This window comes from Acidovorax sp. sif0632 (assembly GCF_019218805.1).
GTDB lineage: Bacteria > Pseudomonadota > Gammaproteobacteria > Burkholderiales > Burkholderiaceae_C > Acidovorax > Acidovorax facilis.
The window spans coordinates 856,037-879,791 of the sequence record NZ_JAHUWW010000002.1 but is presented as its reverse complement, the minus strand read 5'-3'; the positions used below and the strand labels follow the sequence as shown (position 1 = coordinate 879,791).

General features: G+C 65.3%; 22 protein-coding genes. 17 read left to right on the top strand and 5 right to left on the bottom strand.

The window, feature by feature from the left end; translation table 11 throughout:
- Positions 1–102: 102 nt before the first annotated feature.
- From chvE to dgoD, 11 genes are all read left to right on the top strand, one after another.
- Positions 103–1,173, top strand: coding sequence for a multiple monosaccharide ABC transporter substrate-binding protein (chvE, locus tag KW832_RS09315; RefSeq protein ID WP_121419871.1), 1,071 nt, complete (start codon positions 103–105; stop codon positions 1,171–1,173).
- 110 nt (positions 1,174–1,283) lie between these two features.
- Complete coding sequence (gene mmsA / locus KW832_RS09310; protein ID WP_218299650.1) at positions 1,284–2,879, top strand: multiple monosaccharide ABC transporter ATP-binding protein; 1,596 nt, start codon at positions 1,284–1,286, stop codon at positions 2,877–2,879.
- Between the two features lie 59 nt (positions 2,880–2,938).
- On the top strand, positions 2,939–4,168 hold the full coding sequence (mmsB, locus tag KW832_RS09305; protein ID WP_255577644.1) for a multiple monosaccharide ABC transporter permease: 1,230 nt from the start codon (positions 2,939–2,941) through the stop codon (positions 4,166–4,168).
- Positions 4,165–5,718, top strand: a complete 1,554-nt coding sequence (locus KW832_RS09300; protein WP_255577592.1) for a sugar ABC transporter ATP-binding protein — start codon at positions 4,165–4,167, stop codon at positions 5,716–5,718. Before mmsB ends, KW832_RS09300 begins: the two co-directional genes overlap by 4 nt.
- Positions 5,711–6,763, top strand: coding sequence for an ABC transporter permease (locus KW832_RS09295; RefSeq protein WP_218299649.1), 1,053 nt, complete (start codon positions 5,711–5,713; stop codon positions 6,761–6,763). The genes KW832_RS09300 and KW832_RS09295 overlap by 8 nt, the downstream gene beginning before the upstream one ends.
- Entirely contained in the window at positions 6,760–7,797 is a 1,038-nt protein-coding gene (yjfF, locus tag KW832_RS09290) for a galactofuranose ABC transporter, permease protein YjfF (protein ID WP_218299648.1), read from the top strand. The genes KW832_RS09295 and yjfF overlap by 4 nt, the downstream gene beginning before the upstream one ends.
- Before the next feature lie 34 nt (positions 7,798–7,831).
- A complete protein-coding gene (locus KW832_RS09285; protein ID WP_218299647.1) occupies positions 7,832–9,565 on the top strand; it encodes an IlvD/Edd family dehydratase in 1,734 nt (577 codons plus the stop codon).
- Between the two features lie 113 nt (positions 9,566–9,678).
- Positions 9,679–10,617, top strand: coding sequence for a dihydrodipicolinate synthase family protein (locus KW832_RS09280; RefSeq protein ID WP_218299646.1), 939 nt, complete (start codon positions 9,679–9,681; stop codon positions 10,615–10,617).
- An 11-nt stretch (positions 10,618–10,628) separates the two neighbouring features.
- Complete coding sequence (locus tag KW832_RS09275; RefSeq protein ID WP_218299645.1) at positions 10,629–11,681, top strand: 2-dehydro-3-deoxygalactonokinase; 1,053 nt, start codon at positions 10,629–10,631, stop codon at positions 11,679–11,681.
- Positions 11,678–12,337 (top strand): 2-dehydro-3-deoxy-6-phosphogalactonate aldolase, encoded by a 660-nt coding sequence (locus tag KW832_RS09270; protein ID WP_218299644.1) that lies wholly within the window; start codon positions 11,678–11,680, stop codon positions 12,335–12,337. The genes KW832_RS09275 and KW832_RS09270 overlap by 4 nt, the downstream gene beginning before the upstream one ends.
- 57 nt (positions 12,338–12,394) lie before the next feature.
- Entirely contained in the window at positions 12,395–13,543 is a 1,149-nt protein-coding gene (gene dgoD / locus KW832_RS09265; protein WP_099729999.1) for a galactonate dehydratase, read from the top strand.
- 209 nt (positions 13,544–13,752) lie between these two features.
- On the opposite strand, the gene KW832_RS09260 is transcribed toward dgoD, so the two are convergent.
- Positions 13,753–13,944 carry a hypothetical protein gene (locus KW832_RS09260; RefSeq protein WP_218299643.1) on the bottom strand — a complete coding sequence of 64 codons (192 nt, stop codon included), beginning with the start codon at positions 13,942–13,944 and terminating at the stop codon, positions 13,753–13,755.
- Between the two features lie 6 nt (positions 13,945–13,950).
- Positions 13,951–14,700, bottom strand: coding sequence for a sulfite exporter TauE/SafE family protein (locus KW832_RS09255; protein ID WP_218299642.1), 750 nt, complete (start codon positions 14,698–14,700; stop codon positions 13,951–13,953).
- A gap of 74 nt (positions 14,701–14,774) precedes the next feature.
- Between KW832_RS09255 and KW832_RS09250 the strand changes: the two genes are divergently transcribed.
- From KW832_RS09250 to KW832_RS09230, 5 genes are all read left to right on the top strand, one after another.
- Positions 14,775–15,716: a LysR family transcriptional regulator gene (locus tag KW832_RS09250; RefSeq protein WP_218299641.1), complete on the top strand. Its 942-nt coding sequence runs from the start codon at positions 14,775–14,777 to the stop codon at positions 15,714–15,716.
- Between the two features lie 401 nt (positions 15,717–16,117).
- Complete coding sequence (locus tag KW832_RS09245) at positions 16,118–17,011, top strand: hypothetical protein (RefSeq protein ID WP_255577591.1); 894 nt, start codon at positions 16,118–16,120, stop codon at positions 17,009–17,011.
- A complete protein-coding gene (locus KW832_RS09240) occupies positions 17,008–19,311 on the top strand; it encodes an ATP-dependent DNA helicase (RefSeq protein WP_218299640.1) in 2,304 nt (767 codons plus the stop codon). Before KW832_RS09245 ends, KW832_RS09240 begins: the two co-directional genes overlap by 4 nt.
- A 43-nt stretch (positions 19,312–19,354) precedes the next feature.
- Complete coding sequence (locus KW832_RS09235; RefSeq protein ID WP_218299639.1) at positions 19,355–20,032, top strand: YkgJ family cysteine cluster protein; 678 nt, start codon at positions 19,355–19,357, stop codon at positions 20,030–20,032.
- 167 nt (positions 20,033–20,199) lie between these two features.
- Positions 20,200–20,691 (top strand): hypothetical protein, encoded by a 492-nt coding sequence (locus KW832_RS09230; RefSeq protein ID WP_255577590.1) that lies wholly within the window; start codon positions 20,200–20,202, stop codon positions 20,689–20,691.
- Between the two features lie 164 nt (positions 20,692–20,855).
- On the opposite strand, the gene KW832_RS09225 is transcribed toward KW832_RS09230, so the two are convergent.
- On the bottom strand, positions 20,856–21,278 hold the full coding sequence (locus KW832_RS09225; RefSeq protein ID WP_255577589.1) for a nuclear transport factor 2 family protein: 423 nt from the start codon (positions 21,276–21,278) through the stop codon (positions 20,856–20,858).
- Positions 21,275–22,285 (bottom strand): zinc-dependent alcohol dehydrogenase family protein, encoded by a 1,011-nt coding sequence (locus KW832_RS09220; RefSeq protein ID WP_218299637.1) that lies wholly within the window; start codon positions 22,283–22,285, stop codon positions 21,275–21,277. Before KW832_RS09220 ends, KW832_RS09225 begins: the two co-directional genes overlap by 4 nt.
- A gap of 109 nt (positions 22,286–22,394) precedes the next feature.
- On the opposite strand from KW832_RS09220, the gene KW832_RS09215 reads away from it, so the two are divergent.
- Positions 22,395–23,267 carry a LysR family transcriptional regulator gene (locus tag KW832_RS09215; RefSeq protein WP_218299636.1) on the top strand — a complete coding sequence of 291 codons (873 nt, stop codon included), beginning with the start codon at positions 22,395–22,397 and terminating at the stop codon, positions 23,265–23,267.
- A gap of 66 nt (positions 23,268–23,333) precedes the next feature.
- On the opposite strand, the gene KW832_RS09210 is transcribed toward KW832_RS09215, so the two are convergent.
- Positions 23,334–23,744 carry a hypothetical protein gene (locus tag KW832_RS09210; RefSeq protein WP_218299635.1) on the bottom strand — a complete coding sequence of 137 codons (411 nt, stop codon included), beginning with the start codon at positions 23,742–23,744 and terminating at the stop codon, positions 23,334–23,336.
- Between the last annotated feature and the right edge of the window lie 11 nt (positions 23,745–23,755).

Below are 23,755 nucleotides of genomic sequence, written 5' to 3'. Positions count from 1 at the left end.
GGCGGGGCGGCCCTTGCGCGGTGGCACTGGTACTAGATCGCGCCAGTTTCATACGGCCTCCAAGCTACCTAAATTTAGAACAACACCAGGAGACAGACTCAAATGAAGCGTGCAATTTTCAAGGCCGTGTTGGCCACCGTGGCACTGGCTGCCATTGGCGCCACGTCCGTGGCATCGGCCCAGGACAAGGGCACCATCGGCATCTCGATGCCCACCAAGTCCTCGGCGCGCTGGATTGCCGATGGCGACAACATGGTCAAGGTGCTCAAGGACCGGGGCTACAAGACCGACCTGCAGTACGCCGAAGACGACATCCCCAACCAGCTCGCGCAGATCGAGAACATGATCACCAAGGGTGCCAAGGTGCTGGTGATCGCGTCGATTGACGGCACCACGCTGTCGCGCGTGCTGCAAAGTGCGGCCGACAAGGGCGTGAAGGTCATCGCGTACGACCGCCTCATCAAGGGATCGAAGAACGTGGACTACTACGCCACGTTCGACAACTTCCAGGTGGGCGTGCTGCAGGCCACGTCCATCGTGGACAAGTTGGGCCTCAAGCAAGGCAAGGGCCCATTCAACATCGAACTGTTCGGCGGCTCGCCCGACGACAACAACGCCTTCTTTTTCTACGACGGCGCCATGAGCGTGCTGCAACCCTACATCGACAGCGGCAAGCTGGTGGTGCGCAGCAAGCAGACCGGTATGAACAAGGTGGGCACGCTGCGCTGGGATGGCTCGGTGGCCCAGGCGCGCATGGACAACCTGCTGTCGGCCTACTATGGCAAGGACAAGGTGCATGCGGTGCTCTCGCCCTATGACGGCATCTCCATCGGCATCCTGTCCTCCCTCAAGGGCGTGGGCTACTGCACCGCCCAGCAGCCCTGCCCCGTGGTCAGCGGCCAGGACGCTGAGGTGCCTTCCATCAAGTCCATCCTCAAGGGCGAACAGTCTTCCACCGTGTTCAAGGACACCCGCGAGCTGGCCAAGGTGGCCGCCAACATGGTGGACGCCGTGCTGACAGGCAAGCAGCCCGAGATCAACGACACCAAGACCTACAACAACGGCGTGAAGGTGGTGCCCTCGTACCTGCTCAAGCCGGTGTCGGTGGACGTATCCAACTGGAACACGGTGCTGGTCGGCAGTGGCTACTACAAAGAGTCTCAGATCAAGTGAGCGCAAGCGGCTTCTGCATCTAAAGCCGCCGCCTGCGAATGCCTCTGGGGCAGCGCAGGCGGCCTGCAACCGGGATGGGGCCAGAGGCCCCACCAACAGACTGAGAGACCATGCTTCTTGAAATGCGGAACATCCGCAAAACCTTCCCCGGCGTAGTGGCGCTGAACCAGGTCAACCTGGAGGTGCAGGCCGGGGAGATTCATGCCATCGTCGGCGAAAACGGGGCGGGAAAATCCACGCTGATGAAGGTGCTGTCGGGTGTGTACTCGCACGGCAGCTACAGCGGCCAGATCCTGTTCGACGGGCAGGAGCGCGAGTTTGCAGGCATCCGCGACAGCGAGCACCTGGGCATCATCATCATTCACCAGGAGTTGGCGCTGGTGCCACTGCTGTCGATTGCCGAGAACATCTTCCTCGGCAACGAAACCGCGCGGCACGGCGTCATCGACTGGATGGCCGCACACAGCCGCGCCCAGGCGCTGCTGCACAAGGTGGGCCTGCGCGAGTCGCCCGACACACCGGTGGGCCAGCTGGGTGTGGGCAAGCAGCAGCTGGTGGAAATTGCCAAGGCGCTGTCGCGCAAGGTGCGCCTGCTGATCCTGGACGAGCCCACCGCGAGCCTCAACGAGAACGACAGCCAGGCCCTGCTGGACCTGCTGCTGGAGCTGAAAGCCCAGGGCATTACCTGCATCCTGATCTCGCACAAGCTCAACGAAATCTCGCGCGTAGCCGACTCGATCACCGTGCTGCGCGACGGCAGCACCGTGCAGATGCTGGACTGCCGCGAAGGCCCGGTGAGCGAAGACCGCGTGATCCAGGCCATGGTGGGCCGCGAGATGAGCGACCGCTACCCCCAGCGCCAGCCGCAAGTGGGTGACATTGTTTTTGAGGTGCTCAACTGGCGCGCCCACCACCCGCAGCGCAGCGACCGCGAGCACCTCAAGGGCATCGACCTGAATGTGCGGCGCGGCGAGATAGTGGGCATTGCGGGCCTGATGGGCGCAGGCCGCACCGAGCTGGCCATGAGCATCTTCGGCCGCTCCTGGGGCCAGCGCATCAGCGGCGAAGTGCGGCTGCACGGCCAACCCATCGACGTGAGCACTGTGGAAAAGGCCGTGCGCCACGGCCTGGCCTATGTGACCGAAGACCGCAAGGGCAATGGCCTGGTGCTGAACGAAGACATCCAGTTCAACACCTCGCTGGCCAACCTGCCGGGCGTGTCGTTCGCCAGCGTGATCGACAGCGGTCAGGAACACCGCGTGGCACAGGACTACCGCGAGAAGCTGCGCATCCGCTGCTCGGGCGTGGACCAGAAGACGCTGAACCTGTCGGGCGGCAACCAGCAAAAAGTGGTGCTGAGCAAATGGCTGTTCACCAGCCCCGAAGTGCTCATCCTCGACGAGCCCACGCGCGGCATCGACGTGGGCGCCAAGTATGAGATCTACACCCTCATCGCCCAGTTGGCGGCCGAGGGCAAATGCGTGATCGTGATCTCCTCCGAAATGCCTGAGCTGCTGGGCATCACGGACCGCATCTATGTGATGAACGAAGGCCGCTTTGTGGCCGAGATGCCAACTTCAGATGCCTCGCAAGAAAAGATCATGCGAGCCATCGTGAGTGCCCCCCCTGAGGCGCTTCGCGCCATCCCCCCCAAGGGGGACGCCGCCCGTGCGGCGGGGCGGCCCTTGCACGGCGGCCGCGCGTAGCTGCAGCGCCCCTCTTCAGCGCCTGATGAACCGCACAACGCATTGAACTGATGACCGAAATGAGCCAGACCACCCATCCCCCCGCCAGCACGCTGGCCGACGGCAGCCCGACAGCAGCGGCGCGGCACGACAAATCGCTGTTGCAGCACCTGCAGCACAACCTGCGCGAATACGGCATGTTGATCACGCTGGTGGCCATCATGGGCTTCTTCCAGTATATGACCGAGGGCACGCTGATGCAGCCCTTGAACCTCACCAACCTGGTGCTGCAGAACAGCTACATCGTCATCATGGCGCTGGGCATGTTGCTGGTCATCGTGGCCGGGCACATCGACCTGTCGGTGGGCTCGGTGTGTGGCTTCATCGGCGCGCTGGCAGCGGTGCTGATGGTCGAATACAACTGGCACTTTGTACCGGCCACGCTGGTGTGCCTGCTGTGCGGCGGGCTCATCGGCGCCATTCAAGGCAGCTTTGTGGCGTTCTCGCGCATTCCGTCGTTCATCGTCACGCTGGCGGGCATGCTGGTGTTCAAGGGCCTGGCGCTGGCGCTGCTGGCGGGGCAGTCGGTGGGGCCGTTCCCCTCGGCCTTCCAGATGCTCAGCTCGGGCTTCATCCCCGACCTGTTCAGCGTGGAAGGGCTGCGCATGACCTCGCTGCTGTTGGGTGCGGCCGTGGCTGCGGCCCTGGCCGTGGGTGGACTGCGCCAGCGCACAAACCGCCTGCGCCACGGCGTGCAGACCGAGCCTGCAGGTCTGTTCATCGCCCGCACCGTGGTGTTTGGTGGGTTGCTGGGGTACTTCAGCTACCTGCTCGCTTCGTACAAGGGCCTGCCCAACGTGCTCATCGTGATGGCGCTGCTGATCGTGCTGTTCGACTTTGTCACCAGCCGCACCACCGTCGGCCGCCGCATCTATGCCATGGGCGGCAACGAGAAGGCGGCCAAGCTCTCGGGCATCAAGACCGAGCGGCTCACGCTGTATGCCTTCATCAACATGGGCGTGCTGGCCGCCCTGGCCGGGCTGGTGTTTGCGGCGCGGCTCAACACCGCCACGCCCAAGGCCGGCCTGGGTTTTGAGCTGGACGTGATTGCGGCCTGCTTCATCGGCGGCGCATCGGCATCGGGCGGCGTGGGCAAGGTGATGGGCGCGGTCATTGGCGCCTTTGTGATGGGCGTGATGAACAACGGCATGTCCATCCTGGGCATCGGCATCGACTACCAGCAGGTCATCAAGGGCGTGGTGCTGCTGGCCGCCGTGCTCGTGGATGTCTACAACAAGAACAAGGCATGACGGCTGCCATGGACGCATCCACCGCTTACGCCCCTGCTGCAGCCCCGGTGCTGCAGCTCTCGGGCATCCACAAGCAGTTTGCGGGCATCACCGTGCTGCGTGATGTGCAGCTCAACCTCTACCCTGGCGAGATCCATGCGCTGATGGGGCAAAACGGTGCGGGCAAGTCCACACTGATCAAGGTGCTGACGGGCGTGCTGGAGGCCAGCGGTGGGCAGATGCGGCTGGGTGGAGAAGCCGTGTGGCCCGACTCGCCCCTGGCCGCGCAGCGCCTGGGCATCAGCACCGTGTACCAGGAGGTCAATCTCTGCCCCAACCTCTCGGTGGCCGAGAACATCTTTGCGGGCCGCTACCCGCGCTGCGGCATCGCGCAGGGCTTTCGCATCGACTGGGCCACGCTGCACCAGCGCGCCCGCGATCTGGTGGCGCGCATCGGGCTGCAGATCGACGTGACGCGCCTGCTGTCGGACTACCCCGTGGCCGTGCAGCAGCTGGTGGCGATTGCGCGCGCACTCAGCATCGAATCGCGCGTGCTGATTCTGGATGAGCCCACCTCCAGCCTGGACGACGATGAGGTGCAAAAGCTCTTTGAGGTGCTTCGGCGCCTGCGCAGCGAGGGGCTGTCCATCGTCTTTGTGACGCATTTCCTGAACCAGGTGTATGCCGTTTCCGACCGCATCACCGTATTGCGCAACGGCAGCTGGGTGGGCGAGTGGCGCGCGCAGGACCTGGGCCCACAGGCACTGATCGCGGCCATGCTGGGGCGCGACCTGGCCGCAGCGTCGGAGCAACCCGCACCAGCGCCCGCCGTGGACCGCCGCCAGGCCACGCTGCTGCAAGCCGAGGGCCTGGGGCAGGACACGCAACTGCAGCCGCTGGACCTGCAGATCCGCGCGGGCGAGGTGGTGGGCCTGGCGGGCTTGCTGGGCTCAGGCCGCACCGAGCTGGCGCGCCTGCTGTTTGGCCTGGAGCAGCCCGACCGGGGCGCGCTGCGCATCGACGGGCAGGTGGTGAAGTTCGCAAACCCCATGGACGCCATCCGCCATGGCCTGGCCCTGTGCCCCGAAGAGCGCAAGACCGACGGCATCGTGGCCGAACTCTCGGTGCGCGAGAACATTGCGTTGGCGCTGCAGGCCCGCATGGGCGTGAGCAAATTTCTCTCGCGCGACGAGCAAACGGCGCTGGCCGAGCGCTATGTGAAGCTGCTGGGCATCAAGACCGAGAGTGTGGACAAGCCCATCGGCCTGCTCTCGGGCGGCAACCAGCAAAAGGCGATCCTCGCGCGCTGGATGGCCATCGAGCCGCGCCTGTTGATCCTGGACGAACCCACACGCGGCATCGACGTGGCCGCCAAGCAGGAAATCATGGACCAGATCCTGCGCCTGGCCCAGGCGGGCATGGCCGTGCTGTTCATCTCTTCCGAAATGAGCGAGGTGGTGCGCGTGGCGCACCGCATCGTGGTGCTCCGCGACCGCCACAAGGTGGGTGAGCTGCCTGCGGGCAGTAGCGAAGACGCCGTCTACGAACTCATCGCCGCAGAACATGCTTGAACGTTCCCCCTCTCCTTCCCTTTTGGCCGCGCTGCTGCGCCACCGCCTAGCGTGGCCCATCATCACGCTGCTGCTGTTGCTGGCTGTCAATACGGCCTTCAACGCCAGCTTTCTGCGCATTGAGTGGCGGGATGGGCACCTGTACGGCAGCCTCATCGACATACTGAACCGCGCCGCACCGCTGGTGCTGGTGTCGCTGGGCATGACGCTGGTGATCGCCACTCGGGGTATCGACATCTCGGTGGGTGCGACGGTGGCCATTGCAGCGGCAGTGGCCGCGTGGCTGATCGGCGGCTCGGTGTCAGGCACCGAAAGCCGGTTTCCGCTCCCAGTCGCCATTCTGGGCGCCATTGGCGTGGCACTGCTGTGCGGGCTGTGGAATGGCGTGCTGGTCGCCAAGGTGGGCATGCAGCCCATCATTGCCACACTGATCCTCATGGTGGCAGGCCGGGGCATTGCCCAGCTCATCACCGACGGGCAGATCATCACCATCTACTACACGCCCTACTTCTTCATGGGCGGCGGGTACCTGGCAGGGCTGCCGTTCTCTGTGTTCGTAGTGGCCGCAGTCTTCGTGGTGCTGTACCTCGCCATCACGCGCACTGCGCTGGGCCTGTTCATCCAGGCAGTGGGCATCAACCCCACGGCGGCGCGGGTGGCGGGTGTGCAGGCGGGGCGGCTTATCGTGGCGGCCTATGTGTTCTGCGGCGTGTGCGCGGGCATTGCGGGTTTGCTTATCAGCTCCAACGTGAAGAGTGCAGACGGCAACAACGCCGGGCAACTGCTGGAGCTGGACGCCATCCTGGCCGTCACGCTGGGTGGCACCGCCCTCACCGGAGGCCGTTTCAGCCTGGTGGGCAGCGTGATTGGCGCACTCATCATCCAGACGCTGACCTACGCCATCTACTCGCTGGGCGTGCCGCCCGAGATCAACCTGGTGGTGAAGGCCGTGGTCGTATTCATCGTCATGCTGCTGCAGTCGCCCGAGTTCCGGGCGCAAGTCGGCGCGCTGGCACGCCGTCCTGGCGCGGGAGCCTTGCAATGAGCGCCGTTCCCAAGACCGCAGGCTTCGGCACCGTGAGCCCCCCTGCCCCACCGGCCGCCGCTGCGCGCGCCCGGTTCAACCCCAAGTACCTGCCGCTGGCGGCCACCATCTCGCTGTTCGTGGCCATGGCCACGCTGGGTTCGGTGCTGTACACCGGGTTCTTCTCGGCCCAGGTGTTCCTCAACCTGCTGATCGACAACGCCTTCCTCATCATCGTGGCGGTGGGCATGACGTTCGTGATCCTGTCGGGCGGTATTGACCTCTCGGTGGGCTCGGTGGTGGCGCTGACCACCATGGTGCTGGCCGCGCTGGTGGAACACCGGGGGTGGAACCCGATAGTCGCCATCCCACTGGTGCTGCTGATGGGCACGGCATTTGGCGCGTTCATGGGCTTCCTCATCGAGCGCTTTCGGCTGCAGCCCTTCATCGTCACGCTGGCAGGCATGTTCCTGGCGCGGGGGCTGTGCTACCTGATCAGCATCGATTCCATCAGCATCACCCACGAAGGCTATTCGGAGCTGGCCCAGTGGCGACTGCCGCTGTGGGAAGGCGCATCGCTCTCGCTGGGCGCGCTCATCGCCATTGGCGTGCTGCTGGTGGCCCTTTTTGTGGCGCACTGCACGCCGTTTGGCCGCAGCGTGTATGCGGTGGGCGGCAGCGAGCACTCGGCTGTGCTCATGGGCCTGCCGGTGCGCCGCACGCTCATTGGCGTGTACACGCTGTCGGGCTTTTGCTCGGCGCTGGCGGGCGTGGTGTTCACGTTCTACATGCTGTCGGGCTACGGCCTGCATGCCGTGGGCATGGAACTGGACGCAATTGCCGCCGTGGTCATTGGCGGCACGCTGCTCACGGGCGGCGTGGGCTATGTGGCGGGCACGCTGTTTGGCGTGCTCATGCTCGGAATCATCCAGACCCTGATTTCCTTCGACGGCACGCTCAGCTCCTGGTGGACGCGCATCGTCGTTGGTGTGCTGCTGTTCGCTTTCTGTCTGCTGCAGCGGCTGCTTTCGCGCCGCTCGGGCAAGGCCCGTTGACTCTTCATTTCTCCTCTTTCTCTCGCACCCCACCATGACCACCCCCAAGCGCAAACTCCGCTCCGCCGAATGGTTCGGCACGGCCGACAAAAACGGCTTCATGTACCGCAGCTGGATGAAGAACCAGGGCATCCCCGACCATACGTTCGACGGCCGCCCCGTGATCGGCATCTGCAACACCTGGTCCGAGCTGACCCCGTGCAATGCGCACTTCCGCAAGATTGCCGAGCATGTGAAACGCGGCATCTACGAGGCGGGCGGCTTCCCGGTGGAGTTCCCGGTGTTCTCCAACGGCGAATCCAACCTGCGCCCCACGGCCATGCTCACACGCAACCTGGCCAGCATGGACGTGGAAGAGGCCATTCGCGGCAACCCTATCGACGCCGTGGTGCTGCTGGTGGGTTGCGACAAGACCACGCCTGCGCTGCTGATGGGCGCGGCCAGCTGCGATGTGCCCGCCATCGTGGTCACGGGCGGGCCCATGCTCAACGGCAAGCTCGACGGCAAGGACATCGGCTCGGGCACCGCCGTATGGCGCCTGCACGAATCGTTGAAAGCCGGCGAGATCAACGAGCACCAGTTCTTCGCGGCCGAGGCCGGCATGTCCCGCTCTGCCGGCACCTGCAACACCATGGGCACGGCCAGCACCATGGCCTGCATGGCCGAGTCGCTGGGCACATCGTTGCCGCACAACGCAGCCATACCGGCGGTGGACTCGCGCCGCTATGTGCTGGCCCACATGTCGGGCAAACGGATCGTGGAAATGGCACACGAAGGGCTCACGCTGTCCAAGATCCTGACGCGCGAGGCATTCGAGAACGCCATCCGCACCAACGCCGCCATCGGCGGCTCGACCAACGCCGTCATTCACTTGAAAGCCATCGCAGGCCGCATTGGCGTGCAGCTCGACCTGGAGGACTGGACCCGTATCGGCCGCGGCACGCCCACGTTGGTGGACCTGCAGCCCTCGGGCCGCTTCTTGATGGAAGAGTTCTACTACGCGGGCGGCCTGCCCGCCGTGCTGCGCCGCCTGGGCGAGAACGGCCTACTGCCCCACCCCAACGCACTCACCGTCAACGGCAAGAGCCTGTGGGACAACGTGCGCGAAGCCCCGCAATACAACGACGAGGTGATCCGCCCGATCAACAACCCGCTGATCGCCGACGGCGGCATCTGCATCCTGCGCGGCAACCTGGCGCCGCGTGGCGCGGTGCTCAAGCCCTCCGCCGCGTCGCCCGAACTGCTCAAGCACCGGGGCCGCGCCGTGGTGTTCGAGAACCTGGAGCACTACAAGGAACGCATCGTCGATGAAAACCTGGACATCGACGCCAGCTGCGTGATGGTGCTCAAGAACTGCGGCCCCAAGGGCTACCCCGGCATGGCCGAGGTGGGCAACATGGGCCTGCCCCCGAAGCTGCTGCGCCAGGGCGTGAAGGACATGGTGCGCATCTCCGACGCCCGCATGAGCGGCACCGCCTACGGCACCGTGGTGCTGCACGTGGCGCCCGAGGCGGCAGCCGGTGGCCCCCTGGCTGCCGTGCGCGATGGCGACTTCATTGAGCTGGACTGCGAGAACGGCCGCCTGCACCTGGACATCAGCGACGAGGAACTGGCAGCACGCCTGGCCGCATTGGCTGGCACGGACAACGGGGGACGCGGCGGCTACCAGCGGCTGTATGTGGACCATGTACTGCAGGCGGACGATGGTTGCGACTTTGACTTCTTGGTCGGCTGCCGGGGGGCTGCTGTGCCCCGCCACTCGCATTGATGTGCCCCACTGAGGCGCTCGTCGCAGTCAATTGCTACAGATTCAATAGCTACCAGCGCTTGTTCAACTAGCGCTAGAGGCATATTTCACTCAAATTCTTACCCGCACCCGCCATGCCAGCCACCCATTCCCTCCAGAACCCTCGCTACCGCGGCATCTTCCCCGTGGTGCCCACCACGTTCCATGAAGACGGCCGCCTCGACCTCGACAGCCAGAAGCGCTGCCTTGACTTCATGATCGACGCCGGTGTGGATGGCGTCTGCATCCTGGCCAACTTCTCTGAGCAGTTCTCGCTATCGGACGCCGAGCGCGAAGTCCTCACCCGCACATCGCTGGAGCATGTGGCAGGCCGCGTGCCAGTCATCGTCACCACCACCCACTACGGCACCCGCGTGTGCGCCGAGCGCAGCCGCGCCGCGCAGGACATGGGCGCGGCCATGGTGATGGTCATGCCGCCTTACCACGGCGCCACCTTCCGTGTGCCCGAGGCACAGATCTACGAGTTCTATGCCCGTGTGTCGGATGCGATCCGCATCCCGATCATGGTGCAGGACGCGCCCGCCAGCGGCACCGTGCTGTCGGCTCCCTTCCTCGCGCGCATGGCGCAGGAAATCGAGAACCTGGCCTACTTCAAGATCGAAGTGCCCGGCGCCGCCAGCAAGCTGCGCGAGCTGATCCGCCTGGGTGGAGACGCCATCGAAGGCCCGTGGGACGGCGAAGAGGCCATCACCCTACTGGCCGACCTGGATGCCGGCGCCACGGGCGCGATGACGGGCGGCGCGTTCCCGGACGGCATTCGCCCCATCATCGAGGCGCACCGCCAGGGCGACATGGACCAGGCCTTTGCGCTCTACCAGCGCTGGTTGCCCCTCATCAACCACGAAAACCGCCAGGGCGGCATCCTCACGGCCAAGGCACTGATGAAGGAAGGCGGCGTGATCACCTGCGAGGCAGGCCGCCACCCCTTCCCGGCCATGCACCCCGAGGTGCGGCGCGGCCTGATCGACATCGCGCGGCGGCTGGACCCGCTGGTGCTGCGCTGGGCACGTTAAGCAGGACTCACATGGTGCCTGCACGTTTTCTGGTGCCCGCCGAGGCGGGCCTGATTGCCCTGGACTGGGGCACGAGCGCATTGCGCGCCTTCCGCATGGGCGCGCATGGCGAGGTGCTGGAGACACGGCACCGCCCCTGGGGCATCATGAACCTGCCCCCCGCCACCGCGAGCGTGGCAGACGGCGAGCCCGGCGCCGCATTTGAACGCGCACTGCAAGACACCTGCGGCGATTGGCTGGCCGCCACACCTGACCTGCCCCTGCTGGCCTGCGGCATGGTGGGCAGCGCCCAGGGCTGGCGCGAGGCCAAGTACCTGCCGACGCCCACCTCGCTCGATGCACTGGCGCGGGGCCTGACGCTGGTGGAGCGGCGCGACGGCCCGCCGCTGCACATCGTGCCGGGCCTGTTGCAGCAGGGTGCCCTGCCCAACGTGATGCGCGGCGAAGAAACCCAGGTGCTTGGGGTGCTGGCAGGCCTTGCACTGCCTGCGGATGCGCCCGTGCTCATCGGCCTGCCCGGCACGCACAGCAAATGGGTGCTGGCACGCCGGGGCCGCATCGAACAGTTCCACACGTTCATGACCGGCGAGGTGTTTGCCGCACTGCGCGGCCACACGATTCTGGGCAAGACCATGCAGGCTGCAGCGGCCCCCGACGACGGCGCCTTTGCGCGCGGGCTGGAGGTGGCGCGGGGCAGCGATGTCGCGCTGGGACTGCTCTCGCACATCTTCAGCACCCGCACGCTGGGGCTGACCGGCGCGCTGGCGCCTACCGCGCAAGCGGACTACCTCTCGGGCCTGCTGATCGGGCACGAGGTGGCCAGCCTGGCACGCGCACAGGATCAAACCCCAACAACACCACAAACGCTGGTGCTGTGCGGTGAGCCCGACCTGTGCCGCCGCTACGCCGTCGCGCTGCAGACCCATGGCTTTGCCGCACCCACCATCGCCACGCAGGCCACGGCCACCGGGCTGTGGCAGATCGCGCTGGCGGCAGGGCTGGTCGTTGCGCCCGCACCCGCCGCCTCCTCACACCCCTTCACCTCCGGGAGCCTGGCTGCATGAACCCCATCGACAAAGCCCTGTTCCACATCCTGCAGCGCTGCGGGCTCATCGCCATCCTGCGCGGCGTGCAGCCGTACGAGGTGGTGGCCATCGGCCATGCGCTGTACGACGCGGGGTTTCGCATCATCGAAGTGCCGCTCAACTCGCCAGAGCCGCTGGCCAGCATCCGCGCACTGCGCGATGCACTGCCAGCCGACTGCCTGGTGGGCGCGGGCACCGTGCTCTCCATCGATGCCGTGGCCGATGTGGCCGCAGCCGGTGGGCAGATCATCGTCATGCCCCACAGCGACACCGATGTGATCCGCGCTGCCCGCGCCGCCGGCATGGCCTGCGCGCCCGGCGTGGCCACGCTGACCGAAGCCTATGCCGCGCTGGCAGCGGGCGCCAACATGCTCAAGCTCTTTCCGGCCGAGGCGCTGCCGCCCCATGTGCTCAAGGCCTGGCGCGCCGTCATCACGCCGCCCATGGCGCTGGTGCCCGTGGGCGGCATCGTGCCCGAGAGCATTGCCCCCTATGCGGCCGCTGGCGCCAGCGGCTTTGGCCTGGGCTCGGCCCTGTACCGGCCCGGCGACCAGGCTCCCGAGGTGGCGCACAAGGCTGCAGCGTTTGCGCGGGCGTGGCAGGCGTCCTTTGGCACCGCGCCCGCCACGGCCTGAACCGCCCCCTACTCGTTCCAGACAACCCAGCATTTCTGAACCGACTGCCCATCCCCCATGAAGATCACCCGACTCACCACGTTCATCGTCCCGCCGCGCTGGTGCTTTCTCAAAATCGAAACCGACGAAGGCATCACCGGCTGGGGCGAACCCGTGCTGGAGGGCCGCGCGCACACCGTGGCCGCTGCGGTCGATGAGCTGGCAGACTACCTCGTCGGCAAGGACCCGCGCCACATCGAAGACCATTGGACCGTGCTGTACCGGGGCGGCTTCTACCGGGGCGGCGGCGTGCACATGAGCGCGCTGGCCGGCATCGACCAGGCGCTGTGGGACATCAAGGGCAAGGCGCTGGGCGTGCCCGTGTCCGAACTGCTGGGCGGCAATGTGCGCAGCCACATCAAGGTCTACAGCTGGATTGGCGGAGACCGCCCCAGCGAGACCGCCGCCGCTGCCCAGGCCGCCGTGGCGCGCGGCTTCACGGCCGTCAAGATGAACGGCACCGAAGAGGTGCAGTACGTGGACAGCTACGACAAGGTGGAGCGCTGCCTGCAGAACGTGGCCGCCGTGCGCGAGGCCGTGGGGCCCAATGTGGGTATTGGCGTGGACTTCCACGGCCGCGTGCACCGGCCCATGGCCAAGGTGCTGGTCAAGGAGCTGGAGCCCTACAAGCTCATGTTCATCGAAGAGCCCGTACTGAGCGAACACGAAGAGGCGCTGAAGGAGATTGCCCGCATCTCCTCCACCCCCATCGCCCTGGGCGAGCGCCTGTACTCGCGCTGGGACTTCAAGCGCGTGCTGCAAGGCGGCTATGCGGACATCATCCAGCCCGACCCCTCACACGCAGGCGGCATCACCGAAACCCGCAAGATCGCCAGCATGGCCGAGGCCTACGACGTGGCCCTGGCCCTGCACTGCCCGCTGGGCCCGATTGCACTGGCGGCCAACCTGCAGCTGGATGCGGTTTGCTACAACGCCTTCATCCAGGAGCAGAGCCTGGGCATACACTACAACCAGGCCAACGACCTGATGGACTATGTGTCCAACCCCGGGGTTTTTGCGTACCAGGACGGCATGGTCGCCATCCCCACCGGGCCGGGGCTAGGGATTGAGGTGAACGAAGACTATGTGCGCGAGCGGGCGCAAGAGGGACACCGGTGGAGGAACCCGGTGTGGCGGCATCGGGATGGGAGTTTTGCGGAGTGGTGAGGGGGTTGGGCGCCTTGTTATTGATGCGGCGCGGTTTACTCCAGAGTATCGATGGCGCTGTACCTCAGCTTGCCCAGGGCTTCGGCAGCCTCGGCTCGAACGGGGCTCATGATTGGATTGCGCCAGATCAACAGGCCAGGAGCAGTCGCGCGGTTTCATCTTTCGAACGCTTGCTGGTACGTGGATGACTCATTCCTGCTCTGAGAAAATCAGAGCGGCTTGGGCAAATCACAGGCTGCAAAAAGCGCCACCCGAGCTTCATCAAGCACCTCGACAAGCTCATCTGCGACAAACTGTCTGCTTCCGATTTCAAGCAAACCTTCGCCTTGCAACACATGTGCCAGCCGGTAAGCCCGCTCTAACAAGGCTGCAGCTTCAAGCAACTCCTTTTGTCCGCCCATGCTGTGTCAGTGTGCCTGGATCAGGTTGGCTGCACCCAATCCGAGGAACACCATAAAAAGTGCCTTCTGGAAGACGGGACCGACAAGGCGGCTACGTGCCAGCTCACCAAGCTTGAGCCCGCTCAATGCGCCGATCAATGCTCCACCGACTGCAATAGCAACAGACGACGAGATCAACCCCAAAGGGGCGGACATCTGCACTTTTACGGCGAGCGACAGAGTGGCCACTGTGAATGAAAGGCCCAGCGCTTGCACCATCTCGTCCTTGCCCAGCCGCAGCGTCTGCAAGTAGGGAACCCAGGGCAATACGAAGACGGCAGTGAGTGCCGTCACGAACCCAGTGGCCGCGCCGGTCGGCAGGCTGAGCCATTTGCTGGTGAGTGAAAGATCGGGCAGCTGAGGTCGCCACAAGCCCCAAATGCCATAGGCCATGAGAATCCCGCCCAGCCAGCCCTTGGTCGTTTGTGCGGACACGGCGTCCCCCAGACCGGGCGCGCTCACAGTCACAGTCACGATCGCGATTGCCAGCCAACCAGGCCACAGCCGGGATACCAGTGAGCGCAGGTGAGGGCCACGGCATTGCGCGATATTGGTTGCCAGCGAGGGTATGACCAACAGTGCGGCCGCTTGCACAGGGGGCATCCACAGCCCGAGCAAGCTCACGGCTACTGTAGGCAGCCCCATGCCGGTGACGCCCTTCACACCACCGGCCAGAACGAAAACAACGACCACCATCAAGAGCTGCAATATGTCCATGCCCTATGGTGTGTGCATAGCCCAAGTGCTGTCCATCGGATAGCAGTGAACAGATCCTTCGCGTATTCCGTAGGATGGCGGTCATGAGTACCCCTAAGCGCCGCACCACGGATTACCGCGTTGATCCGTTTGACCTGCACCTCTTTGCCGCCGTGATGGAGCATGGAACCATCACTGCCGCTGCTTCGTCGGTGAATCTGTCGTTGGCTGCGGCCAGCGCTCGCCTCAAGGGTCTTGAAGACGCGACCGGTTCGCGGTTGTTGGAGCGGTCCAAATCGGGCGCAATACCCACCGATGCGGGACGCGCTCTGCTGCGCCATGCCAACCGCGTGCTGGCTGAGCTCGAATCGCTGCATGTAGAGATGGCGAGCTTTGGTCATGGATTGCGCGGGACCGTTCGGCTGCTGTGCAACACAGCCGCCATGTCCGAGAGCCTTCCGCGCACGATTGGCCAATTCTTGGTGAAGACCCCTGATCTTGATGTGGACGTGCAAGAGCTTTCGAGCGAGGCGGTCGTAGAGGCATTGCGCCGTGGCACCGCCGACCTGGGCATCGTCGCCGATTACGTGGACACCTCTGGGCTGCTTGTGCAGCCATGGGTCGATGACCGTCTGGTGGCACTCCTGCCAAAGCGCTGGTCTTTGGGCCGCCGCCGTTCCGTGGCGTATGGCGAATTGCTAGTGCATCCCTTTGTGGGTTTGGCCCGGGAGAGTGGACTCAGCCGCTTTCTGGCAGCCCAGGCCAGTCGCAGTGGCCGGGTCCCGCGCCATCGGGTGCGTCTGGGCGGATTTGACGCTGTTGCGCAATTGGTAGCCGAAGGCGTGGGAGTGGCGGTGATGTCCGAAAGCGCGGCTGTGCGCTTTGCCAAGTCAGGCACCCAGATCCTAGGGCTATCTGATGCTTGGTCTCGGAGAAAGCTGCTCGTTTGCATGACACCGGCAGGCAGTGAACTGCCCAGCGTGAGCGCGCTGGCCAATGCGCTGCTGGGGGCGCATCCGCAGATTGGGAGGCGGTGAGCCGAGGACGTTGGCAAGGTATGGGATAAGGATTGCTGTTGCCCGGGAGTCTGCTATCAGCGTCAGAAAACTGACCGGCCGCAAACGCTACGTTGCAGCCTCACGCAACCGCTTTCAATTTTCCTGCGGCATAGACGGCCACGCGACAACAACTTCCGGTTGTTAGCCCAATGGCGGGCAGGAGCGTCCTCATTCAGGCCCCTGGTGACTCATTGCTTCTACCTCGGAATGTCACCGTGGGGATGCTCACATTTCAATAGCTTTTAGCACCCACCCATATTGCGCCAGGTGCCGATCACACCCCCAACTCCTCTGCAACCCTGTTCTACCCTTGTCCAAAAAGCAGTCCCTCCCAGACACTGTGATTAAAATCAGTGTGACGCCAGCCCACCCACCCTGCCATGACGGCGCTGCCCTCCCCCACTTCGGACTCCCCGCCCTCCACCCCCATCACCCGCTTTCACCGCACCCGCCTCATGCAGATCTGGCGCTCGGCAGGCTGGCCGTGCAAGGATGGTCTGGAGATTGACCTGCTGGCTGCGGGCCTTATCAGGCTGCACATTGCGGTCGATGGTTGCGAGACCCTGCGCCTAACCGATGAAGGCATCCGCACCCTAGCGCAGGCCCGCCAGCGTGGCGTGCGGGCGCTGAGCCTGCACGACCGGCTGGGGCAGAAGTTTGCAGCGCAGTTGCTGGCTTCGGGGCGCATCGTATGGACCGAACTGTCACTGCGCGCGGTGATCGACACCGTGCCGATGGGGGATGTGGTGCCACCTGCGGCCACTGCCGATGCACCCACCAACACCGCGCCCGCCATGGCACCGCTGTGGGCCGAAGATGACCACGCCCCCGCTGCCCGCGCCGCCGCCAATGTGTGGCGCATGGCCCGGCCCGATCTGTTCTCGGTGCGCAATACCTCTGTGCCCGCCTACCTGCAGCCCATGGTGCACGAGGTGAAGGCGAGCCGGGCCGACTTGCTGTCGGACCTGCGGCACGACGCCAAGCGGCAGGCCTATCAGTGGTTGTGCGAGGAGTGTTACTACGTCTTCCCGGCAGGCATTGCCGAGCCCGAAGAGATCCCCGAGCACTTCGGCATCTGGGTGCTGCATGGCAGTGTGGAGGACGGGCGCTTTGAGCTGCTGCGCCCCGCGCGGCACAACCGCTGCACCCTGCCCTTTTCGGTGTGGATGGCGCTTTGCAAGGCCACGCCGCTGCGCAGCGATGACGACATGGCTCAGACCCATTTGGGCGAGCCTGCTCCTCCCGCCACAGACACCCCGACCACCCCGCCATGACCTACACCGTGGCGGTGCGCGAGCTGTGCGAGTTCACCGCCAAGCAGGGCGACCTGGACCTGCGCTTTACGCCCGCACCCACCGCACTGGAGGGCATGGCGGGTCATGCGGTGGCAGCGTCACGGCGGGGTGCAGGCTACCGCGCCGAGGTGGCACTGAGCGGCAGTTACCAAAGCCTGCGCGTGCGCGGCCGGGCCGATGGCTACGACCCCGCGCAGCAACGCATCGACGAGGTCAAGACCTTCAAGGGGCGGCTGGACCGCCAGCCCGCATCGCACCGCCACCTGCACTGGGCGCAGGCCAAGGTGTATGGCTGGCTGCTGTGCGAGCAGGAGCAGCTGGCGCACATCGACGTGGCCCTGGTGTATCTGGATGTGGGCACGCAGCAGGAGACGGTGTTCACCGAACACTGCAGCGCCGACGACCTGCGCCAGCACTTCGAGGCCCAGTGCCAGCGCTTCATTGCCTGGGCCGAACAGCAGGTGGCCCACCGTGCTGCGCGCGACGCGGCACTGACCACCTTGGCGTTTCCATTTGGCGGCTTTCGCACGGGCCAGCGCCCGCTGGCCGAGGCCGTGTACAAGGCGGCAGTGGCGGGCCGCTGCCTGCTGGCCCAGGCACCCACGGGCATTGGCAAGACCATGGGCACGCTGTTCCCGCTGCTCAAGGCTGCGCCTGCGCAGCGCATCGACAAAGTGTTCTTTCTGGCCGCCAAAACCTCGGGGCGGCAGATGGCGCTGGATGCGCTGGCTCGCCTGGCCGACAGCGCACCGGCGCTGCCCCTGCGCGTGCTGGAGCTGGTGGCGCGCGACAAGGCCTGTGAGCACCCCGACAAGGCCTGCCATGGCGAGTCATGCCCGCTGGCCCGGGGCTTTTACGACCGGCTGCCAGCCGCCCGCGCTGCCGCCGTGGCCCCCAGCAGCGCAGGCCACCCCGCCCCCGCCCTTCAACAAGCCCGTGTGCGCGATGTAGCCCTGCAGCATGACGTCTGCCCCTACTACCTGAGCCAGGAGCTGGCCCGCTGGGCCGATGTGGTGGTGGGTGACTACAACTACTACTTTGACTTGGGCGGCCTGCTGCACGGCCTGGGCCAGGCCAACCAGTGGCGCACGGCGCTGCTGGTGGACGAGGCGCACAACCTGGTGGAGCGCGGCCGCAAGATGTTCACGGCCGAGCTGCACCCCGCCGCCTTGGCCCAGGCCCGCAGCAGCGCCACCGCCGCGCAGCACGCGCCGGTGAAAAAGGCGCTGGATAAGGTGCGCCGCGCCTGGGTGGCGTTGGACAAGGCGCACCCGGTGCCTTACACGGTGCTCGAAACCTTCCCCGACAAGCTGCTGGCCGCGCTGCAGCAGTGCACCACCACCCTCACCGAACACTTCACCGACCACCCCACCGAGCCGGATGGCGCGCTGCAAACGTTCTACTTCGACGCCCTGCACCTGCAGCGCATGGCCGACCTGCTCGATGCGCATTCGATGGTGGACATCACCCAAGCTTCGTCAAGCCTCCACCAGCGGGTCGCCAAACCCGGCGATTCCGTGGTCTGCATCCGCAACGTGGTGCCGGCGCCCTTCTTGCAGCCCCGGCTGCAAGCCGCGCACACCAGCACCTTGTTCTCGGCCACGCTGCAGCCCGCGCGCTACTACGCCGACCTGCTGGGCCTACCTGAGGACCATGTGTGGGTGGATGTGGAATCGCCCTTTGCCGCGCACCAGCTGCAGGTGCAGGTGGCGCGCCACATCTCCACACGCTACCCGCACCGCGCGGCGTCGCTGGCACCGATTGCGGCGCTGATGGCGCAGCAGTTCCGTGCGCTGCCCGGCAACTATCTGGCGTTTTTCAGCAGCTATGACTACCTGCAGCAGGCCGCCGCGCTGTTTGCGCAGCAGCACCCCGATGTGCCGCACTGGTGCCAGTCGCGCCGCATGCTCGAAGGCGAGCAGCGTGATTTTCTGGCCCGCTTCACCGACATCAGCCAGGGCATTGCCTTTGCTGTGCTGGGCGGCGCGTTTGCCGAGGGCATCGACCTGCCCGGCCAGCGGCTGATAGGCGCCTTCGTCGCCACCCTCGGCCTGCCGCAGGTCAACCCCGTCAACGAGCAGATCCGCGAGCGCATGCAGGCGCTGTTTGGCGCGGGCTATGACTACACCTACCTCTACCCCGGTCTGCAAAAGGTGGTGCAGGCCGCTGGCCGCGTGATCCGCACGCCCAGCGACGAGGGCGTGGTGCACCTGATGGACGAGCGCTTTGCACAGGCCCAGGTGCGCAGCTTGCTGCCCGCGTGGTGGCAAACACGCTAAGGTGCGAGGCACAGCCACCTTCCCCCACTCCCGCCAACCGCCCATGCTGACCGACGACGAGCGCTCCGCTTTCCTGCATTCCATCGCCCGCGTGCGGCAGCGGGCAGCGCAGGCGCTGCGGCAGGCCCAGGGCGCAGATGGTGCGGATGGCGCCGTGGCTTTCATCGCGCATCTGCACCGGGGGCTGGACACCGTGGCCGAGCAGGCCCGCGCCACCGGCCCCCAGCCCGCCTGCCAGGCCGGTTGCGCCCACTGCTGCCACCTGCGGGTCGAAGCGACCGAGCCCGAGGTCTTCCACATCGCCCAGCACCTGCGTGCCCAGCCCGCAGAGGCATTGGCCGATGCCCTCAGCGCTCTGCAGCGGCATGTGGCCACCGCCGCGCTCAACCTCACCAACCCTGCACGCCAGGCCTGCAGCTTTCTCGTGGATGACCGCTGCGGCATCTACCCCGTGCGCCCCGCCGCCTGCCGCAAGGCACATTCGCTGTCGGCCCCGCACTGTGCAGAACAATCCCCCACCATCCCCCAAAACCTGCGCCTGCTGGTGGATGCCGAGGCCCTGATGGCAGGCACCGCCCTGGCCTACCGCGACCAGCCCCTGCCCGCCAGCGCCCACGAGCTGAACGCCGCCGTGCTGGCCGCCCTGAACGACCCCGCCGCCCAGGCGCGCTGGTACCAGGGCGATGCAGCCGCCTTGATGCCGACGGACGCGCAGAATTGACTGGCGAATTGACTTCCATCAAGCCTCACCCTGCGCAGCGGCACACAATGCCCCACCGTCGATAGAGGAGGCTGGGAGCTTTCCCCCTTCACATCGCGTGCCCTCCACACCAACGCCCCCTCGCCTTGATGAACATGCCAACGCCCCTGCGCTCTGCACTCCTCCTAATGGCCGCTACGCTGACCCTGCCCATGCTGGGGTGCAAAAAGCCCGAAGCCAGCGGACCCGCGCAGACAGGTTTTGACGCGCTGGCAGCAGCGTGCACCCAAGCCCTTGCTGCGCGCGAGCCCCATGTGCGCCCCGGGGGCAGCGGCGAATGGATCAAGACCGGATACAGCCCCGCCCTGGTACAGCCCGAGGTCACTCACACCGAATCAGCCGTGACCCCCTACGTGGGCAAGATTGTCATCAAAGACAACGAGGCCCAGGCCACCGCCACCACCGAAGCCGCCGCCCAGGCCATCACCCTGACCCCGGAGCACCTGCTCTCCAACCGCACCCACACCTTCATTTACAGTTTTGATGGCAAACAATGGCGCTGGCAGAACGGCCAGCGGCTGACCAAGATACCGGGGCAAAACGACCGGCTGGACGCCCTGACGCTGGCGGATGTGGATGCGGCGGGGCCGAAGGGGTTTGCGGGGTGTATGCCGCGTTGAGCCGCTAAAACGCTCTCTTTTTGATAGCTCTTTCCGCTTGATTGCCTAGCGCTGCAGGCTTTTTTGATGAAATTTTGTATCGACACATACCAGAGCCGCCGCCAGCAGTCTGGCGTCACACACAAGCCCTGGTGGGTAGTCGCGCGGCCCAGAAAGCTGTCAGATCATTCAAGATCTGCGTCCATGCGGGTAATCAAACCCTTGGCATCCACGGTGATATCGAGCGTGCCAATCTCTTGGCCGAAATCCCCCGTGAAATCGACCCTCACCACCGCCCGCTGGCGACCAAGCCGCTTCATCGAGAGGAACCGGCTCACTGTGTGATAACCAACGAAGTACTGTTCGATGTAGCGGCGTATTCCGGCATGGCCATCAAAGCGGTGGCCGGTGGATGGGTCGTCGATCACCGCATCGTGCGCGAACAGGCTTAACGCGCGCTCCACATCAAAAGCACTGGTGGCCGTGATCAAGACATCGGCCACCTGGCGAAGGTGTTCATGGGTTGGGCCCATCGCACCACGTCCCGTGTTTTCCATGCTGTCCATACCGGCTGACGAACTGGCGCTTTCAGCACGAAGCTTGCTCATGCCAGCACGCTCACCACCACCTTGCCACGGGCGCAGCCATCGGCTACCAGGGCATGTGCCTTGTCAGCCGTGTCGAGCGTGAATGTGGTGGGATCGAGCAAGGGCTTCAACTGTCCGGCTTCCGCCAGCGCGGTGGCCTGTTCCATGATCTCGCCATGGTGCTCGCGGAACTGCCCCGTGAGGATGGGCAGCAGCGTAAACACGCCCGAGAAGGTGGCACCCCGGAACGACAGAGGCCCCAGCTTGTGGGTGCCCCAGCCCAAAGAGGTCACCACATGGCCGGAGTAACGGCGAACAGCCAGGAAGGACGCGTCCAGCACGGGACCCCCGACCGTGTCGTACACGATGTCGAAGCCCTTGCCCTCCGTAAACGCGTTGACATACGCCTCTACCGAGGTCGTTTCGTAGTCAATCGGCGTGGCGCCAATGGACCGTATGTAGCCGCCCTGCGCCGCTGTACCCGTGGCGAACACGTCAGCGCCACGGGCGCGGGCCAACTGCACTGCCACGTGGCCCACGCCCCCGGCACCGCCGTGCACCAGCACCTTGCGCCCATTGCCGACGTTGGCGCGGTCCACCAAGCCCTCCCAGGCGGTGATGAAAACCAGCGGCAGGGCTGCTGCCTCGCGCATCGTCAAATTGGCGGGCTCGCGTGCAATCAGTCTGGCATCGACGGCGGCATATTGCGCCGGGCTACCTTGCAAGCCGCCAATGCCGCCCGTGAAGCCGTACACCTCGTCACCCACTTGGAAGCGTGAAACGCCATGCCCGACCTCCTCGACCACTCCGGCAAGGTCTATACCCAGAATGGCAGGGAGAGGTTGTTGGGCATGCTCGGCCGCGCCCGCACGGATCTTGGTGTCCAGCGGGTTTACGCCGCTGGCATGGATACGCACCAGCACTTGGCCCGCATCGGGCTGCGGCCGGGGCAACCAGGTGGGGGTCAGTGCACCATGATGGGATGCGAGTACCAGCGCCTGCATGGTGAGGGTGGGAGAGGTTGACATGGTGTTTACCTTCTTTGCAATGAACAGTGCCACCAGTGTCTGCCTTTCGCTTTTGAATGAAAATCCACAATATTGAAACTCGTTCATTCACTTTTGCATGATGCAGCCGATGAATTGGGATGACGTGCAGGTGTTCTTGGCCATTGCCCGGCACGGCACGCTGGGTGCGGCAGGCCGCGCGCTCAAACAAAGCCAGCCCACCATGGGCCGCAAGCTGAAGGCGTTGGAGCTTTCTCTGGGCCACACCCTGTTCCAGCGAACCTCCGAGGGCTTCGTGTTGACCGACGAGGGGGCCGCCGTGCTGAGCCATGCCGAGGGTATGGAGGCGCAGGCACTGTCGTTCTCCAGGCAACTGGATGGCGCTGATCAACAGCTGGAAGGCAGCCTGCGGTTATCGACCTCCGACTGGTTTGGTCTGCACGTGCTGACGCCCCTTTGCGCAGCGTTTACCAACCACCACCCTCGGGTCACCATCGAACTCCTGACCGATGCGCGCCTGTTCAGCCTGGCACGCCGCGAGGCAGACCTGGTGGCGCGGATTGTTCCTTTTGACGAACCCGACGTCATACAGCGACGGCTGATGCATGTGCCCTACGCGCTGTACACCCAGCGCGGCGCAGATGTACACCAAGACGGGGCCCACGTTCGCCTCATCACGATGGACCTGGGTTTCAGCGAAATGCCGGACGCAGCGTGGCTGCGCGAGGCCTTTCCATCTGCGCGCATCACGTTTCGCAGCAACAATCGGCACGTGCAGGCGGTGGCCTGTGCATCGGGCGCGGGCCTGGCCGTGTTGCCGTGCCCGTTGGGTGATTCACACCCCGGCTTGCAAAGGCTGGAAGGCGCCAAGGCTCCGCCAGGGCGCGACGTTTGGCTGGGTTATCACCAGGATTTGCGCAGGCTGCCACGGCTGCGTGCTCTGGTGGATTTGTTCATGGAGCGGCTCAGCCCCAGCCGCCCCGATGAGACGGAAAACCGTTGATGCAGAAGCGCCACGCCAACATACCCGGAATGTGACGCAGCCCGTGCAATGGCTGCGCTGCCTCGTTCAGCGAGCCAGTGCCGCTTTGGCCGCGCCAGGGCCACGGTTATGGCGCTTTGCTAGCGCAATCAGGATGTGGATACCGACCGCCAGTGCCACCAGCAGCACGGCACCCAGGCCCCACAGCACCCAGGCCAGGAAGGTGACGCCCCCTGCAAGAGCAGGCACGGCCTCCAGCACAGCTTCCGCCATGGGGCCCACAGATGATACGAAGGCCTCCCACTGGCCCATCAACTCTGGGGGCATCCAGGCCTTGAGCCAGCCTGGCACCAGGATGGTGTTTGCCACCGCGCTGCCGCCAGTTAATGCGCCCGCGCTGGACACCGCCCAGACCGTGACCGCATGCATTCCCCAGCATGCCAGAGACCACAGGGCCAGCAGCGTCAATGAAAGAAACCAGTTGAGTGCGTAGAACATGTGAAAGCTTC